General features: G+C 55.9%; 11 protein-coding genes and 1 pseudogene. All 12 read left to right on the top strand.

The genetic code is table 11. The annotated features are described in order from the left end of the window. Positions 1 to 606 precede the first annotated feature (606 nt). The 12 genes and pseudogenes from CIC12_RS28870 to CIC12_RS28815 all read left to right on the top strand — a co-directional run bounded on the left by CIC12_RS28870 (position 607) and on the right by CIC12_RS28815 (position 15703). Positions 607 to 1911, top strand: a complete 1305-nt coding sequence (locus CIC12_RS28870; protein WP_168669327.1) for an MFS transporter — start codon at positions 607 to 609, stop codon at positions 1909 to 1911. Positions 1912 to 1941: 30 nt separating this feature from the next. Then, positions 1942 to 2838 carry a LysR substrate-binding domain-containing protein gene (locus CIC12_RS28865; RefSeq protein WP_168669325.1) on the top strand — a complete coding sequence of 299 codons (897 nt, stop codon included), beginning with the start codon at positions 1942 to 1944 and terminating at the stop codon, positions 2836 to 2838. Positions 2839 to 2902: 64 nt separating this feature from the next. Then, a complete protein-coding gene (locus tag CIC12_RS28860; RefSeq protein ID WP_168669323.1) occupies positions 2903 to 4072 on the top strand; it encodes a porin in 1170 nt (389 codons plus the stop codon). Positions 4073 to 4107: 35 nt separating this feature from the next. Then, positions 4108 to 5541 carry a M20 family metallopeptidase gene (locus tag CIC12_RS28855; protein ID WP_168669321.1) on the top strand — a complete coding sequence of 478 codons (1434 nt, stop codon included), beginning with the start codon at positions 4108 to 4110 and terminating at the stop codon, positions 5539 to 5541. Positions 5542 to 5772: 231 nt separating this feature from the next. Continuing rightward, positions 5773 to 7002 carry an alanine transaminase gene (gene alaC, locus CIC12_RS28850; RefSeq protein ID WP_168669319.1) on the top strand — a complete coding sequence of 410 codons (1230 nt, stop codon included), beginning with the start codon at positions 5773 to 5775 and terminating at the stop codon, positions 7000 to 7002. Positions 7003 to 7589: 587 nt separating this feature from the next. After that, positions 7590 to 8009: pseudogene (locus CIC12_RS28845) on the top strand (MerR family transcriptional regulator); the annotation flags it as partial. Between the two features lie 177 nt (positions 8010 to 8186). Next, a complete protein-coding gene (locus CIC12_RS28840) occupies positions 8187 to 9086 on the top strand; it encodes an acetoacetate decarboxylase family protein (protein WP_168669317.1) in 900 nt (299 codons plus the stop codon). A gap of 86 nt (positions 9087 to 9172) precedes the next feature. Then, positions 9173 to 9640, top strand: a complete 468-nt coding sequence (locus CIC12_RS28835; protein WP_168669315.1) for a MerR family transcriptional regulator — start codon at positions 9173 to 9175, stop codon at positions 9638 to 9640. Positions 9641 to 9864: 224 nt separating this feature from the next. After that, on the top strand, positions 9865 to 10554 hold the full coding sequence (locus CIC12_RS28830; protein ID WP_168669313.1) for a type 1 glutamine amidotransferase domain-containing protein: 690 nt from the start codon (positions 9865 to 9867) through the stop codon (positions 10552 to 10554). A 22-nt stretch (positions 10555 to 10576) separates the two neighbouring features. Further along, positions 10577 to 12082: a coniferyl aldehyde dehydrogenase gene (locus CIC12_RS28825; RefSeq protein WP_342030581.1), complete on the top strand. Its 1506-nt coding sequence runs from the start codon at positions 10577 to 10579 to the stop codon at positions 12080 to 12082. Positions 12083 to 13100: 1018 nt separating this feature from the next. After that, positions 13101 to 13313, top strand: a complete 213-nt coding sequence (locus CIC12_RS33440) for a phage integrase central domain-containing protein (RefSeq protein WP_238812941.1) — start codon at positions 13101 to 13103, stop codon at positions 13311 to 13313. A 245-nt stretch (positions 13314 to 13558) separates the two neighbouring features. Then, entirely contained in the window at positions 13559 to 15703 is a 2145-nt protein-coding gene (locus tag CIC12_RS28815) for an FAD-dependent oxidoreductase (RefSeq protein ID WP_168669311.1), read from the top strand. Positions 15704 to 15819 lie beyond the last annotated feature (116 nt).

The raw sequence follows: 15819 nt of genomic DNA, 5'->3' as shown, positions 1-15819 counted from the left end.
GGACTCTGTCGAAATGATCGTGGGACATGCATTCATCGGTTTTACCTCGTTTTGCGCAACCGCGGCGGACCCGCGCAACGCGGGGCTTGAGTCCGCATTCGCACGCGAGGAAGGCCGGCCTGCGTAGGCGCAGTGGCACAGGCACTGCAACGCTTACCGATTGACACTGTAGTCAGCTATTTGTGAAAAGTCGTTACCGAAAGAATGTCTTGCTCAACAAATTTAACGAAAAGAATCCGAGGCATCGCTGCTGCGCAGGAACAAAAAGTTGATGACGCTTCTGTTACTTTCGCCGCCAAGGTGATACCGGCAGTGCGGCTCAACCCGGGTCGGGTCCCGCGGAGCGGTACGACACGACGCATAAGCGCGGTTTGGCGGGCATCCCATCCTGACGACCAGAGCGTCGGCACCATTCGCCCGTTGCGCAGGAGGGTGACGCGTCCTGCCGGGGTCTGGCACATCCTCATCGGCCAGGGCGCGATAAGTATCGGTTATCACGATTAAAAAATACCATTTCGCGATTATTTATGGGGAGGAATACTGGCTTCACTGGAAAGCAGCATAGCGCAACGCAAACGAACCGACCAATTGAACGTGGAATGTGATATGGATAACGGAGTATTTACCCGCGCAGAAAGTCTTAACTCTGCACAAGAAGCGCGAAATAATGACATACGCACAATTGCTGCCTGTTCGATCGGCAACGCGCTTGAGGTCTACGATTTCACCGTATATAGCTTCTTTGCCGTACTGATCGGCAAGCTTTTCTTCCCTTCGTCGAACGCATATGGTTCGCTGATGCTAGCAGTTGCGACATTCGGGATCGGCTTCATCCTGCGGCCCCTAGGGGCTTTCGTCATCGGAAGTTATGCGGATCGCCGAGGCAGGAAACGCGCCATGACATTAACCATTAGCGTGATGGTCGCCGGTACGCTCTGTATCGCATGTGCGCCGACCTATGAGTCCGTGGGTATCGCTGGGCCGCTTATCGTCTTGGCAGGGCGAATGCTACAAGGCTTCTCGCTCGGAGGAGAAATTGGCCCGTCAACGTCGTTACTCATGGAAGCGGGCGAAGTGCAAAGCCGGGGTTTCCGTATAAGTTGGCAAGCAGCCAGCCAAGGGATGGCAGCGCTGCTCGGCGCATTGAGCGGCGCCGTGTTGTATGCCACGTTGTCACCTGACTCGATCGAAGCATGGGGCTGGCGCATCCCGTTCCTGCTTGGACTTTTGATCGCGCCCGTCGGGCTGTATATCAGGTCCCAGCTGGACGAAACCCATAACCCTGAGCGATACGACTTAAGTCCGATTCGCACGCTCTTCAGTCAGCATTTCGGAAGCTTGATAAAGGGCGTGCTCGCCATTACTGCAGGGACCGTCGGCACATACGTCGTCGTATTTTTCATGCCGACCTACATGATCCGCGTACTTCACATGCCACCGTCGCTTTCTCTTTTATCGGGCTGCGTTTCCGGAGCGACCATGCTGATTGTCTCGTTGATTGCCGGACGCCTCACGGACCGTCTGGTCCTAAGAAAACCGCTGATACAGACAGCGCTGGTCCTCACAGCGGCGGCAACGTATCCCGCGTACGAACTTGTAAATCACAGCCCCAGCTTGTTCCTTGTCCTTGCCATGACGTCATTATTGACGGCATTGCTCTACGTGGTAGCGATTCCGGTCCTCGTCCTTCTGACAGAGATCTTGCCGAGTTCCGTGAGGGCGTCCGGCTTGTCAATTATGTGCAGCATAGCGGTCATGGCGTTTGGAGGATCGGCCCAGTACGTGGTCACCTGGCTCCTGGCGAAAACGGGTAATCCAATGGCTCCCGCTTTCTATCTGATCGCTTCATGCGTGGTCGCTTTTATTGCAGTTTCCACTATTCGCGAAAGCAAGCATTACAGACCGGCGTGAAGTCAGTCAGCTTATGCAAGGTATCGAACCATGAAGCTCAATCAACTACGCGCTCTGGTTGCCATCTCGGAAACAGGAAGTTTTCACGAGGCCGCGCGCAACCTGCATCTTACGCAGCCTGCATTGAGCAAAACTATTAAAGAACTGGAAGCGTCGCTTGATGCCAAGCTGCTAGAACGATTCAGCACCGGCACCCGGCTCACCCCGTACGGCCAGCGGCTTGTCTCCCATGCGCGTTTCATCTTGCAGTGCGTAAAGAAAGCCGGTAACGACATCGCGCTGATGAAAGGCATGGGCGGCGGCCAGGTGACCGTCGGCATCACCCCTCTGGCAGGAGCGTTGTCGCCGATGATCGCCGCGATTGAACACTTTCAACACGATCACCCGGATGTTGAGCTCCGTCTTCTGGAAATGCGCCCGCTACCGCTAGTAGAGCAGCTTCGACAAGGCTTGATCGATTTCGCGGTCACTACGCAATGGAACTCGCAGGACAGGTTTTTTCATTCGACTGAGTTGTGCCGACGCTCGAGCGTGGTCGCAGCGCGCAAGGATCACATTTTACGAGGAGCAGGCTCGTTGAGGGCTTTACAGAGGGCAGAGTGGATGACTATCGATCCTTTAGGCGATCGAACGTCTCCTTTTCATCGGCTGTTTTCGGACAATGGTCTCGACATGCCGACACGGGTGACGGAATGCTCATCCGTTTTACTGGCGCTGGAACTCTGCTCAAGATCAGATCAACTGATCGTTCTGTCCAGTGAGTCACTGAGCAGCACATTGGTGACGGAGCGGCTAATTTTCGTGAACGTTAGCGAGGCTGTCCCGGATCAGTCGATTTGCCTGCTACAACATCGGCAGCAGATTCTAACCGGCGCGGCTCAGCAATTCCATAGCGAATTGCTGAGCAGATTTGGGGAAAACATTTAACTAAATGCGAAACCAACAAACTTTATAGTCGAAATTTATTTCGCGACATTGTACGGAGATCACGATGAAGTTGATAAAAATAGTACTACTAAGTGTTTGGGCGATGGTATCCGGTACCGTTGCCGGTGCGCAAGAGTCCCAGATGCAGGATGTTTTCGGCGCGATATCGCACGGTGCGGGCCCGGCAGCATTCGGTGTTGTTTCCGGGAGCAGCTTGATGTCAATCTATGGGACCGTCGATGCCGGCGTCAATTACACGCGCTCTGGCGGTCAGGGGACATTGCGCTTGCAAAGCGGCGATGACTTTACGTCTAAATTCGGTTTTTACGGACAGGAAGATCTCGGCGCGCGATGGACTTCGTTTTTTAGGTTGGAATCCGGATTCTATTCAAATAGCGGCGCGCTGCAGAGTTCGTCGACTCTTTTCAATCGCGCGGCAATCTTGGGACTGCAAAACCCGCAATATGGCCAGATAATGCTAGGGAGGCAATACACCTCGCTCGCGCTGGCTGCTCTTATGGCCGACCCTTTTCTAGGCGTTGCTCACGATTCTGTCTTTTCATACATGATCGGAGTTTCAGATCTGGGAACTGGCGCGAGCAACGATACAATGGCGCGGCTCAATAATACCATTCGCTATTCATCGCCCCGATTCGCAAAATACTTCGTTTTCGACGCTAGCTATTCACTTAAGTCGGATCAGACAGTCGGACCGGCGACTGAAGCGAGAACGGGAACGCTCAGCTACAACGACGGAGCAACTTTTGTTGAAGGTGCCTTCGGACAGAACTGGTGCGATCCCAGCGTGTCGGGAAGCTGTACCGGTTCCAGTGGTATTGCCCCGTCCAAACGTACTGACACGTACATGATCAATGTGATCCGGGATTTTGGTCCGTTCATCGGCAGTGCGGCATATATCCGGTTCGTTCCGCAAAACGATGGAACGGCCATTGCCAATCTCTACATGCTTTCGGTTCAGAAGATGCGAGGCAATGACCTATTCAGGGCGTTGATTGCTTATCGCAGGACAAGTGTGGACGGAGACTGGTCCTACGGGACCACACTAGGCATCAATCATTTTCTTTCAAAGAGAACATCCGTGTACGCGCGGGCCGGCTTCCTGCATAACGGCCCGCATTCTAGCTTGACTTACAACTATGACAATGGGGTACCGGTTGCGGCAGTCGGGGAAACCATCATGAGCGTAACGCTTGGCATGATTCACAACTTTTAGCGTGCGCAAGCACCATCTCTCAAGGAGATTATGATATGGATATCAATGTAGTAGATCGATTCATCGAAGCAAAGAGCGCGCTGTTCTCAAGTCTGGCCGACGAGATCTGGCAATTCGCAGAGACCGGCTATCAGGAACGTAATTCGGTACGCAAGCATATCGACCAGCTGAAGGCGGCAGGATTCAATGTACAGGAAGGTGTGGCCGGAATACCCACTGCTTTTATCGCTGAAGCGGGCAGTGGCGGTCCGGTGATTGGTATTCTCGGAGAATACGACGCACTATCGGGACTTAGCCAGAAAAGCATGTCGCTTCGATGCGAGCCCTCGGCCGAAATCGCGAACGGTAACGGGCACGGATGTGGACATCATCTTCTTGGGACTAGTGCACATCTTGCCGCTTTGGCCGTGAAATCTTTCCTCGAAGAACGCGAACTACAAGGCACCGTCCGATTCTACGGTTGTCCCGCCGAAGAGGGCGGATGGGGTAAGGCGTTCATGGCGCGTGCCGGTCTTTTTAATGACTTAAGCGCAGCTCTTACCTGGCACCCATGGATGGTTAATACGATATGGAATATGGAAACTCTTGCCGTCAAGCAAGTGTATTTCAGATTTTCCGGGATATCGGCTCATGCCGGCGATTCACCACACCTCGGCAGAAGTGCGCTGGATGCCTTGGAACTGTTGAATATCGGTATCAACTTTCTTCGGGAACATATGCTCCCGAGCGCTCGCATACACTATGCCATTACCAATGCAGGCGGAATTGCGCCCAATGTGGTGCAAGCTAACGCAGAGGGACTCTACATGATTCGTGCGCCAAAGAATCAGGATGTGGAATCTATCTATGCGCGGGTATGCGACATAGCACGTGGAGCAGCGCTTATGTCCGGATGCGGGCTAGAGATCAAAATCCACTCAGGCTGCTCGAACCTGGTTCTGAATAACGTTTTGAATCAGGTCATGCACGACAACTTGAGCCGTTTTGGGGCACCTTCGTATGACGAAGAAGAGCGAGGGTTCGCCGAGTCCATGCATCGAACCACTCGGCCGGAAGAGATCGAGATGGCGGGGAGAACGCTACAAGGTGCCTGGAAAGACCCAAAGCCGCTGTTCGACGGCATAGATGCACTGGACGTGAAGCGGCCTGGACAGCTTCACGGATCAACGGATGTCGGAGACGTAAGCTGGATTACTCCCACTGCCCAATGTTTCATCGCCTGCTATGCCTTTGGCACGTCGCCTCACTCCTGGCAGTGGGTCGCTCAAGGGAAGAGTTCGATTGCACACAAGGGCATGTTGTTGGCAGCCAAAACCATCGCTGCCTCTGCGCTCGAACTGTTCGTAAACCCGGGCCTGCTCGATCAGGCGAGGCAAGAATTGGACCAACGGCTTAGGGGTCATGCATACGTATGCCCGATTCCGGATGAAGTAAGCCCACCCATTCCGGAACAGGTGGTCGAAACGTAAGGTATCGACTAGAGATCGTGCCCTGCACAATTTGAGAGCGAGTGTCTGACCTAACTCACGGCTCTGACGCCGGTGGGCCGCTTTTCACAGCAGCTTCGCCCACTGACTCTCGCCAGCCCCGCTCGTTCGGAGTTCTGATGCGACACTTGGGGCCGTTGGGCCAGTGTCGTGTCTGTCATTATCCTACTTACGTCGCTCGGACGGTTCCGGGCGCTTACGTTCAGAGTCTCTATGACCAGTTTTGCTGAAACGCGGCGCTTCGCGCGCATTGATCGACTTCCGCCCTATGTTTTCAATACCACGGCCGAGCTGAAGATGGCGGCACGTCGACGTGGAGAAGACATCGTTGATATGAGCATGGGTAATCCGGGCGGCGCCACGCCACCACATATCGTCGCCAAGCTGAACGAAGCTGCTTCGCGTCCGGACACTCACGGATACTCGGTTTCGAAAGGGATACCGAGGCTACGTCGGGCAATCGCAAATTGGTACGCTGACCGCTACGACGTAGCGATCGATCCAGACGATGAAGCGATTGTAACGATCGGGTCCAAGGAAGGACTGGCGCATCTGATGCTAGCGGTACTGGACCGCGGCGACACCGTGCTGGTCCCTGACCCCAGCTATCCGATTCATATTTACGGTGCCGTCATAGCAGGCGCCGACATTCGGTCGATACCATTGATGGCGGAAAGCGATTTCCTTGAAGAAATTGAGAAAGCGATTCGCGGGAGCTACCCCAAGCCCAAAATGATTGTGCTGGGTTTTCCGTCAAACCCCACTGCTCAATGCGTTGAACTCGATTTCTTTGAACGTTTGGTGGCCCTCGCGCGCAAATATGAGATTTTCATCGTCCACGATCTCGCATACGCTGACATCGTGTTCGATGGCTGGAAAGCACCCTCTATCATGCAAGTCAAGGGCGCGAAAGACGTAGCAGTTGAGTTTTTCACGCTTTCAAAAAGCTACAACATGGCTGGCTGGCGAATTGGGTTTATGGTGGGGAATCGCGATCTTGTGTCAGCACTCGCGCGGATAAAAAGTTACCACGACTATGGTACGTTTACTCCCTTACAGATAGCCGCCATAACAGCTTTGGAGGGAGAGCAGCAGTGTGTTCGAGACATTGCCGCAGTCTATCAGCGACGTCGCGACGTCCTCGTAAATGGCTTGCTCGACGCCGGATGGCAGGTCGATCGCCCCAAGGCGTCGATGTACGTCTGGGCACGCATACCACAAGACTACCGACCTATGGGTTCGCTCGGCTTTAGCCGCTATCTCCTCGAGACAGCCAAAGTCTGTGTCTCTCCGGGCATTGGCTTCGGTGACCACGGTGACGAATATGTGCGTTTCGCGTTAATCGAGAACGAATCTCGGATCCGGCAGGCAATTCGTGGAATCAGGATCATGCTTCACGGCGACGCCCGGGGTGCGTCGCGAACCGGCTTACAACGTGGTTGAGGCACGCCGCGGAAGCCGGTGTGAAGTAAAGGCGGAAGCGCGTATGACGAGTAAAGTGGGGTATTCGGCGAAGTCGAAGACGGATTTTGGCAGTCCGAACGAGCTTGTCAGAGGCGCAGTCGTCAAAGGTAGCGGCGAGCGCATCATTAACCGGCCGATGAACCCCGGCGCCATTCGGATCGTTTCCACGGAATTCCCGGAAATCCGCTAGGTGTTGCTGGTTCTCGCGTTCGAGCCGTACGATGAGGTCGACTCGGTTGAGTTCTTCTTTGGGGACCGTAGAGCGAAGTAAAGTTGTCACTGGCGAGCGCCCGCCAGGACAGAGCATGCGCCTCGGGGTAACACATTTACTTCGTTTCGCAGCGACGTAAATTCGTCACTTCGCATCAGTGCGCATTAAATTTGCCACTTCGCGTTCGTCCTAAACGATGAATTCCTCACGCAGGTGGGCGAACATGGTCGACGTTTTGCGAAGCTTCGGGCCGCTAGCCTGCTGCGTCCTCGGGGCGCATCCCGTTACGACGTCTTTAGTCCGAAACTAGGGCGCCGCCTAACGTTATACCGGCGCAGCGCCTTCGAAGCATGGCGCGGAACTCAGCGGCCTGACCGCGTCCCGTATCCGTTTCTATGAAGCGAGCGGCGTGATCAAGGCGGTCGAGCGGACGGCGACCGGCTATCGCGACTACCCTGCGGAAGCGTTGACGATACTCGAGATCATCGCCAGTGCCCAGCGCGCGGGCTTCTCTCTTGAACAGATCCGGCATCTGCTGCCGACGGGTCAGGGCCCTTGGCAGCATGACGAACTGATCAAAGCCCTCAAGCATAAAGTGACCGAAATAGAAGAGATGCAGGAGCGCCTGAATCAGAACAGGGCGCAGCTACTCGTAGCCATTGAGAGCATCGAAAACAGACCAGCAAATCTGGATTGCTCAGACAGAAAGAAGTGGGTTCTGAGTCGTCTCCGCGAACACGGGGTTGTGCCGGAACGGAAGAAAGGCTCGCGCTGATCTACGGGCGTGACGTTCCACCGCCTGATGATGTCAGGCTTTCGCGAGCTCGGGATGAATTGGCTGCGCTGAGATGCTTGACCTTGAAGTTGAGTTGAATCTTAGAGTGTGTCCTGCAAGAGGCGATCCGTTTGTTACGAGCGCCTGCAGTTCAACCATCTAGAAAGGTCAACGGATATGGACAGGCGGTTCACACAGGTCGAGTTTGGATCACACAAGGTTGACGTTATCGAGGGCGGATACTACGACCGTTTCCGCATGAATCCGAACCTCGACGAGGTGGCGCGGGACCCCGCCGTCGGGAACATCGATTTTTTTCGCAGAATACCGAAGCATCAGGTCGAGTCACGGGTCGGTCCGATATGGGCGCCGAATTTTTACTATCGCACCAGCAGTGTTCAGGTTTTGATGCTAGCTCCGCTGGAGCGGTTGCGCTCTGCGCTGCCGGCGCCTCTTGAGCCGTTGCGTGCACTGCCTGGCTACGGGCTAGTGGCGCTGACTTTCTTTTCGTACGCCGTCTGCGATAACGATCCTTACGACGAGGTCTCGGTTGCAGTCGTTGTCCGCCGGCCGGGCGCGCGCGGGTCTCATCTGATCGAACTGCTCGACTCAATGCGGCGTCGAAGCTTTTTCGCGCACGTCCTTGCGCTCCCGGTCTCCACCGAAATAGCGAGAGTGCGTGGGGTGTATGGCTATCAGTTACCCAAATGGCTCGCGGAAATCAAGGTTGATCTCGGTGCGGCCGTCAAGGCCGGTATATCGTCCCTCGACGGAAAGCCGGATCTGGTGCTGAGTGCGCCGCTGCCCGTCCTGCGCAGCGCTGCGCCGCAATCTCACATGGGAACGTCGACAATGGTGCACGTTATCGACGGTGAATGGCATCAGACTTCGGTCCAGACCAACACGTTATCGTTCGCTCAACGCATTCTTCCGCGGAACGTAAAACTGGTGCGTAGCGGCGGCCCGTTGAGCCAGCTTCTCGAGGGACTGGGCGTCTCGACAATTGTGCGCTTCGACGTGGTCAAGGACGCGCAAGTGGTTCTGAATCTGCCCGCGCGTCTGAGGACCTTTGATTAAGCTGGAGGCAATATGCAGGGCTGTGGAGATCCGCAGCGAACGTCACGCAGGAGCGGATTCCGAAATGACGGTGGAGTATCGAGTCTATGAAGATCGGTGAACTCTCGGAGCGCACCGGACTGGCCCCGTCACGCATCCGCTTCTACGAGCGCATTGGGCTGCTGAAGACCGTCGAACGCGAGCCCAACGGGTATCGGACCTATCCAGCCGAGGCCCTGCTGGTGCTCGATCTGGTTGCGACTGCGCAGAAGGCCGGCTTCAGTCTCGATGAAATTGGCGTGCTGCTGCCGCCCGATCCGACGCAGTGGCAACACGGCAAGTTACTCGAAACGCTCCGCCTCAAGGTGCAGGACATCGAAGCGTTGGAAACACGACTGGCGCAGAGCAAAACGCATCTCGTCTCACTGATCGCGGAGATCGAGGCCAAGCCAGCAGAGATCGATTGCACGACTAACGCGACGAGAGTGCTGTCGCGAATGCGCCGGGGCGAAATGACAAGCCCCGCCCTTGCGTCCGGCGATGTCAAGGCACTCGGGAAGGCGAACCGCCGGTGACCGGTGAGGCCCCCGCCAGGTCAGCGTCGCCCCGACTCATCTTCCAGCATATTCTCCCGGCTGATGGTCGCTCACTAGACATCGAAAGGCCTTGACCTTGAACTTGACTTCAAGGTTATTGTTCAACTAATCGGGAGTGTCGTTGGCATGGGCATGTTTCTGACTGCAGCAACGCCGCAGCCCGTCTGCGATGTCCGCACGGGAACAATGACAGGATGTTCAACATGACAAAACGCATACTGCACATCGTCAGCAACGTCGCCAATTATGCCGACGAGACCGAGCCTACTGGTTTGTGGCTGTCGGAGCTGACGCATGCGTGGCACATCTTCGCCGAAAAGGGATACCAGCAGCAGCTCGTCAGCCCGAAGGGCGGCGTCTCGCCGCTCGAGCCGCGCTCCCTTAAGTGGCCCCTTGCCGATGGTTCAGTGAAGGAATGGCTTAACGACAGGAGCCGCCAGGCGATGCTTTCGGCAACCACCCGTGCCGACCAGATCGATGCGGCGGACTTCGATGCGATTTATTTCACAGGCGGTCACGCCGTCATGTGGGACTTTCCGGACGACGAGCCTCTGCAGCGAATCACGCGCGACATCTACGAGCGTGGCGGAATCGTCTCGTCCGTTTGTCACGGCTATTGCGGTCTGCTGAACACCAGGCTTTCGAACGGCGCGCTGCTGGTCGCCGGACGCCGGCTTACAGGCTATTCCTGGATCGAGGAAGTACTCGCAGGGGTTGCCAGCAAGGTGCCTTACAACGCTGAGCAGGAGATGGTCCGCCGCGGCGCATTGTACGAGAAGGCGTTGTTGCCGTTCGTCACAAAAGTGGTCACCGATGGCCGTCTGGTGACCGGTCAGAATCCGCAATCAGCCAAGGCGACGGCAAGCCAGGTTTCAGCACTTCTCGATAACTGAATCCTTCTCCCAGGAGTTGATAGTGTCCACTTTGAATGGCATCAGAAGTCATGACTTCGACCGCTATTTAGAACCCGTTCACGGCGCCGACGCGCAGGCGCTGCTGGACCTTCAGCGTGCCGCCTTTCTGAAGGAAGCGCGCCCGGACCATGACCAGCGCAAGGCGCGCCTTGCGCTGCTGCGTGCGGCCGTACTTGCCTACCGCAGTGAAGTGGAGGAAGCGATCAGCGCCGATTTCGGGCATCGCTCGCGACACGAGACGGGCATCATGGAACTCGTCGGCGTCATCCAGGCCATTGATTATCTGACGCGTAACCTGCGTCGCTTCATGAGACGCGAACGCCGGCATGTCGGTTTTATCTATCGCTCAGGTCGGGCGTATGTCGAGTACCAGCCCAAGGGCGTCGTCGGTGTGATGGCACCGTGGAATTACCCCTTTTCCCTGACGTTCATTCCGCTCGCTACCGCCCTTGCTGCGGGCAACCGCGTGATGCTGAAACCCTCGGAACTGACACCTCGCACCAGCGACCTGATCCGTCGCATGCTCGCCGATAGTTTTCCGCCTGAAGAAGTGGCGGTTGTGATCGGCGGCCCGGATGTCGGCGCGGCGTTCAGCGCTCTGGCCTTCGACCACCTGTTTTTCACTGGCAGCACCCAGGTTGGGCGTAAGGTCATGAAGGCGGCAAGCGAGAACCTCGTACCCGTAACCCTTGAACTCGGCGGCAAAAGCCCGGTGGTCGTGGCGCGCGGCCATGTCGACGATCGGACCATGAGCAGTATCGTCTTCGGAAAGCTCGCCAACGCTGGGCAGATGTGCGTCGCGCCTGATTACGCTTTGATCCATGAGCACGACAGAGAGGAATTTGTGACGCAGTACAAGGCAACGGTGGCTCGCTTCTATCCCGACGGGCCCGCCTCCGAGGACTACACGTCGATTGTCAGTGACAGACACTATGACCGCCTGACACTTCTTGTCGAAGATGCCCGGCACAAGGGTGCGAACGTGATCGCAGCCGGCCTCAAACCGGAGCGCGCCACAGGAAAGCCGCGCACGTTCCCTCCTACGCTGATTGTTGGAGCACGCGACGACATGATGGTGATGCGGGAGGAAATTTTCGGCCCGATATTGCCTGTGCGCACCTACCGAACCATGGACGAGGCTATCGATTATGTGAACAGGCGGCCGCGCCCGTTAGCGCTTTACTACTTTGGTGCCAGGGACGCAGAATGTGAAGGTCTGCTTGAGCGCACCACATCGGGCAATGTTGGTATTAACAACACTATCATGCATGTCGCGCAGGACGATCTGCCGTTCGGGGGCGTTGGGTCGAGCGGGATGGGGGCTTACCACGGCCTGGAGGGCTTTCGCGCAATGAGCCACGCGAAGGGGGTGTTCATCCAGGGACGATGGAGCTTCGCAAGACTGCTGCATGCACCGTTCGGTAGGCTGGCAAATCTGGCTCTTTCTGCGACGTTGGGGAAGGCGCATGCGCGCGCTACTGACTATTCGTCGAAGGCGAGCTTATGAGGATGGAAAGACCCAGCGGTCCGCAAGTGCACGTCACGCGCCGCTTCGCCGCAAACATAAGCTTTTGAAGCTAGGCCAAATGCAGTCCGCGCATCGGCGCGATGTCGTAAAGGCTGCGCTCGCAATGTTCTTCAAGTGAATGTCCGCTTGGCCTATCGCAAGGGTCGTTGGCGCTTCGCCGTCATGACAGTCTCCTCTGGGTCGAGTGGACCCGGTCGATGACAGCGTGAGCTGACATTCGTGGCCGCGCAACTGTGAATGGCCGAAGATAGACCTGAAGCTGCTTTAGGAACGGCGACACCTGACCGTCAGCTATGGCCGATATTGAGATGCTCGGCTTGGACGTTCTTGCCTGGTAGCGGTCACAGACGCTCGCGGGGCCAATCGCAACGATGGTTGACGACCTTTCGCGACGATGGAAGATTTATGGTTGAAACTTGTCGATCCCGGAAGTTATTTGAGTAACAGACCAAGCGCCTAGGCTCCGTTTTGACCTCGGAATACGGCCAAAACGGAAGTTATTTGGGTGAATTTCCGGAAGCCAATTGGGTTCTTCCACATCTTCCATAAGCGTCCACTAGATCGCTGATTTTAAAGCGGTTTATGGGTAACGACGTGCTTGCGGCTACCGGTGGTATCCCGCACATTTCCCCACGAAGTATGGGTAGCAATGTAGGTTTGTGGGTAGGGAGGGCAATATGGCTGAACGACAGTTGCATCGACGCAGCGCTTGGCGGGTCGCAAAAGAAGTGATGCCGGGTCATTAGGCGGATGGCGGTGGCCTCTACATGCAGATCGCGGACAAGCGGTGCGCGTTCATCGGTGTTCCGGTTCAACTGAACGGTCGCATGCGGAGATGGGACTCGGTCCCTTTCGCGAGTTTCGCTGGGCGAGGCGCGGAAACTGGCCGTCGGGTACCGCGATAGGGTGAGGGACCTGATCGATCCCATTCTCGCGCGGCGTGAGCAACAGCGAAGACAACTACTCGACATATCGCCCGATGCCAACGTGACGTTTCGTGAAGCAACTGAAGCGTTTATCCGCGCACGAACCCCAGCGGCGAAATCGCAAGCATGCCCAGCAGCGGGGGAACACGCTCAAAATGTACGCGTATCCGGTAATCGGGAACGTCCGGGTGCGCGACATTGACACCGCGATGATCGTGCGGATCCTTCAGCCGGTCTGGACGAAAAAGGCGGAGACCGCGCGCCGGGTACCGCCACCTCATTAGGTTGATAGGTTATTGGGATAAGCCTCTATGCTGCAATCAGACTGCAGTTCAAAGCGTTCTGGTGCAGTTCGAACTTGGTGCTCCGCCATTCGACTCCATCGCTGACGAAACCTCCCGGCCAGCGATAAAAGATTCTGCGGCTCACACCGAAGCTTTCAGTTGAGCTCGCTCCAGTTCTCCTCCATCTGTGTGCCCATCGCCCCAACACGGCGTGGAGCGACCCTACCTAATTAAGGACTACGAATATGATTCCAAGCTTTCATCCAGTGCGTCGTCATCGGGAAATCGCCGCAGGAGTCCGCGCAGAGCCACGACGTGTGGACTCCGCCTCCGGATTAGGAATCAAGACGCTCAGCGAATTGCTTGATTCATCCAAGAAGGTTCGCTATCCAGACGCGCCGTTTTTCAGTTATCCGGGTATGCTAGCTGGGGAGTTAGAGCATCCTGACGTCTCTCCTTTCACTGTCTCTGGAAAGCCTTTTTGGGCTGATGCCGGCACCGCGCCTCGTGTCGCAATCGTCGGTGGTGGCATGTCGGGTCTTTTGTGCGCATGGCAGCTCAAAAAGCTGGGCGCGTCCGTGGATATATACGAAGCCTCGGCTATGCCTAACGGTAACCCATCGGCGCCCCAAGGTGCTGGTCGTCTGCGGCCAGCGAACGTTCTTCCGAACAGTGCAAACACGCGCTCGGAGCTCGGCTGTATGCGTTTCCCCGACACCTCCTATTTGTTCTGGCATTACCTGCGATTGATGGTGTACAAAGGTTCCGGCTCCGATGGCTTAGCCAAAGAATTCACAGAGTTTCCGAATCCCGGCAAGATTCCGACATATCTTGCAGGAGAAAAAACCTTGTCTCCTCTCTGGGGCGCTGGTGGCATTGATGATCTCTACAATGGCGAGAGTAGTGGCGATCTAAACTATCACGATATCCAAAATCGGCACATCGAAGCTTTCCTGAACGTACGAGCGAGCAACAACCTCACGCTGAATGAAGTCATCGGGATTATGATCGGCGGCGTGAACGATCCGGTTCAACTAGGACGAGTCAGGGACTTCTGGAAGGAAATATCACTTAGGTACAATACCGTAAAGTATAGAGAATTCATCGAAGCTAACGGCCTCGGAGCCGATCTTGATGTGATCGGCTATCTAGGGGTAGGTACAGGGGGGTTCGCCCCCTTGTTCGAGACCTCCGTACTGGAGGTCATGCGACTCTTCGTCTGGAACTACGAATCCGAGTATGCGGTACCCGATCTTTACTTGTATCCATTCGAGCTGAAAAACAAACTTGAAAAGCTCGGTGTGAAGCTCTTTTACACGACGACGGTGCGGCATGTGTCCTACAACCCGAACCCGCTCGTGAAAAAGTACAGTATTGGAATTGGGAGTGCGGAAAGTTTTAGCTACGACTACGTCGTATGTGCCATGTCACACAAGGCCGCGTACAAGCTTCTCAGCGAGGGTAGACCGACCGAGCAAGGTGTCGTGATGCCGTATTCCAGAGTGCAGTATCCCACCGCCACCAGTCGCTTTCGTGACGACATCGAAAAGCAGCAGGGAATGTCATCGGTCAAGATCTTTCAGACCATGGGCGGCCCCGCGGCAGGAAGCACCTTTGGTCCCTTCAGTTCCGTCAACCCCACAAATGGCGTGGGCTATGGTCGAGGCATAAGGGTCGTTTTTGGCAAGTATGGTGATGCCCCTCTTGGAGTCACGTACATTTTGCCCTATATCAGCCAAGTGTTCCAAACCTCGCGGGCTGCCGTGGGTCTCCAGTACTCTTGGGGTAACGATTCCGTCAGGCTTATCAACGACGTGGCTGAGGCTGACGCCAATGTGAGGAGCGCACTGGATGAACATGGGGTTTTCGTCGCCCGCAGGCCCAATTCGGAATTCGTTAAACGCGTGGTGAGCGGAGTCTCGACTCGGGTTCAATCCAAGACACTGGTAAATAACGTAGACAATGGGAAAACGCATCCGGAATATTTTGCGCCGGACCGTGCGGGTGGAGCGAACCCCGGAGAGGAGGGCTACTTTGCCATCGTTAATTGGGACCAGGTGCCACAAGTGCACATGGGGTTTAAGCTGGATGCGCCGGGGATCGGTCGGGATAGCATTTATCACTTCCGGTTCACATCAGACGTACCTGCCGGCAGTTTGCTTCCTGGGGCATGGGATAATGAAAAAGGCGTGGATCGAAGCGTCAAAAATCTCTACTTCTGTGGCTGCTCGTTCAGCCAATACGGCGGCTGGGTCGAGGGTGCATTCCAGTCAGCCCTGAATGCTACAGCCGGCATTGTCTACGCTGCTGCCAAAGACCTGAACCGGCTGGGTGACCTGTCTTCCCACGCTAAGCAATTGATCACGGGCGAGCACACTTTGGTAGCTTAACTACGGCGCTTTATAATATGCTGTGAACCAGATTTAGTCTGGTTCACAGCGCTTTAACGAGCCTGTCAGATTGCGAAATATGGAAGAGATGATGGCTGAGTGCGGCATCGATGTCG

The organism is Paraburkholderia sp. SG-MS1, assembly GCF_012275575.1.
GTDB lineage: Bacteria > Pseudomonadota > Gammaproteobacteria > Burkholderiales > Burkholderiaceae > Paraburkholderia.
The sequence above is the reverse complement of the archived record's forward strand: the minus strand, read 5'-3'. Positions and strand labels throughout refer to the sequence as shown.

Bases quoted from the DNA above. Each gene is read 5' to 3' on its own strand.
- CIC12_RS28870 (WP_168669327.1), top strand. From the start codon at position 607: ATGGATAACGGAGTATTTACCCGCGCAGAAAGTCTTAACTCTGCACAA.
- CIC12_RS28865 (WP_168669325.1), top strand. From the start codon at position 1,942: ATGAAGCTCAATCAACTACGCGCTCTGGTTGCCATCTCGGAAACAGGA.
- CIC12_RS28860 (WP_168669323.1), top strand. From the start codon at position 2,903: ATGAAGTTGATAAAAATAGTACTACTAAGTGTTTGGGCGATGGTATCC.
- CIC12_RS28855 (WP_168669321.1), top strand. From the start codon at position 4,108: ATGGATATCAATGTAGTAGATCGATTCATCGAAGCAAAGAGCGCGCTG.
- alaC (WP_168669319.1), top strand. From the start codon at position 5,773: ATGACCAGTTTTGCTGAAACGCGGCGCTTCGCGCGCATTGATCGACTT.
- CIC12_RS28840 (WP_168669317.1), top strand. From the start codon at position 8,187: ATGGACAGGCGGTTCACACAGGTCGAGTTTGGATCACACAAGGTTGAC.
- CIC12_RS28835 (WP_168669315.1), top strand. From the start codon at position 9,173: ATGAAGATCGGTGAACTCTCGGAGCGCACCGGACTGGCCCCGTCACGC.
- CIC12_RS28830 (WP_168669313.1), top strand. From the start codon at position 9,865: ATGACAAAACGCATACTGCACATCGTCAGCAACGTCGCCAATTATGCC.
- CIC12_RS28815 (WP_168669311.1), top strand. From the start codon at position 13,559: ATGATTCCAAGCTTTCATCCAGTGCGTCGTCATCGGGAAATCGCCGCA.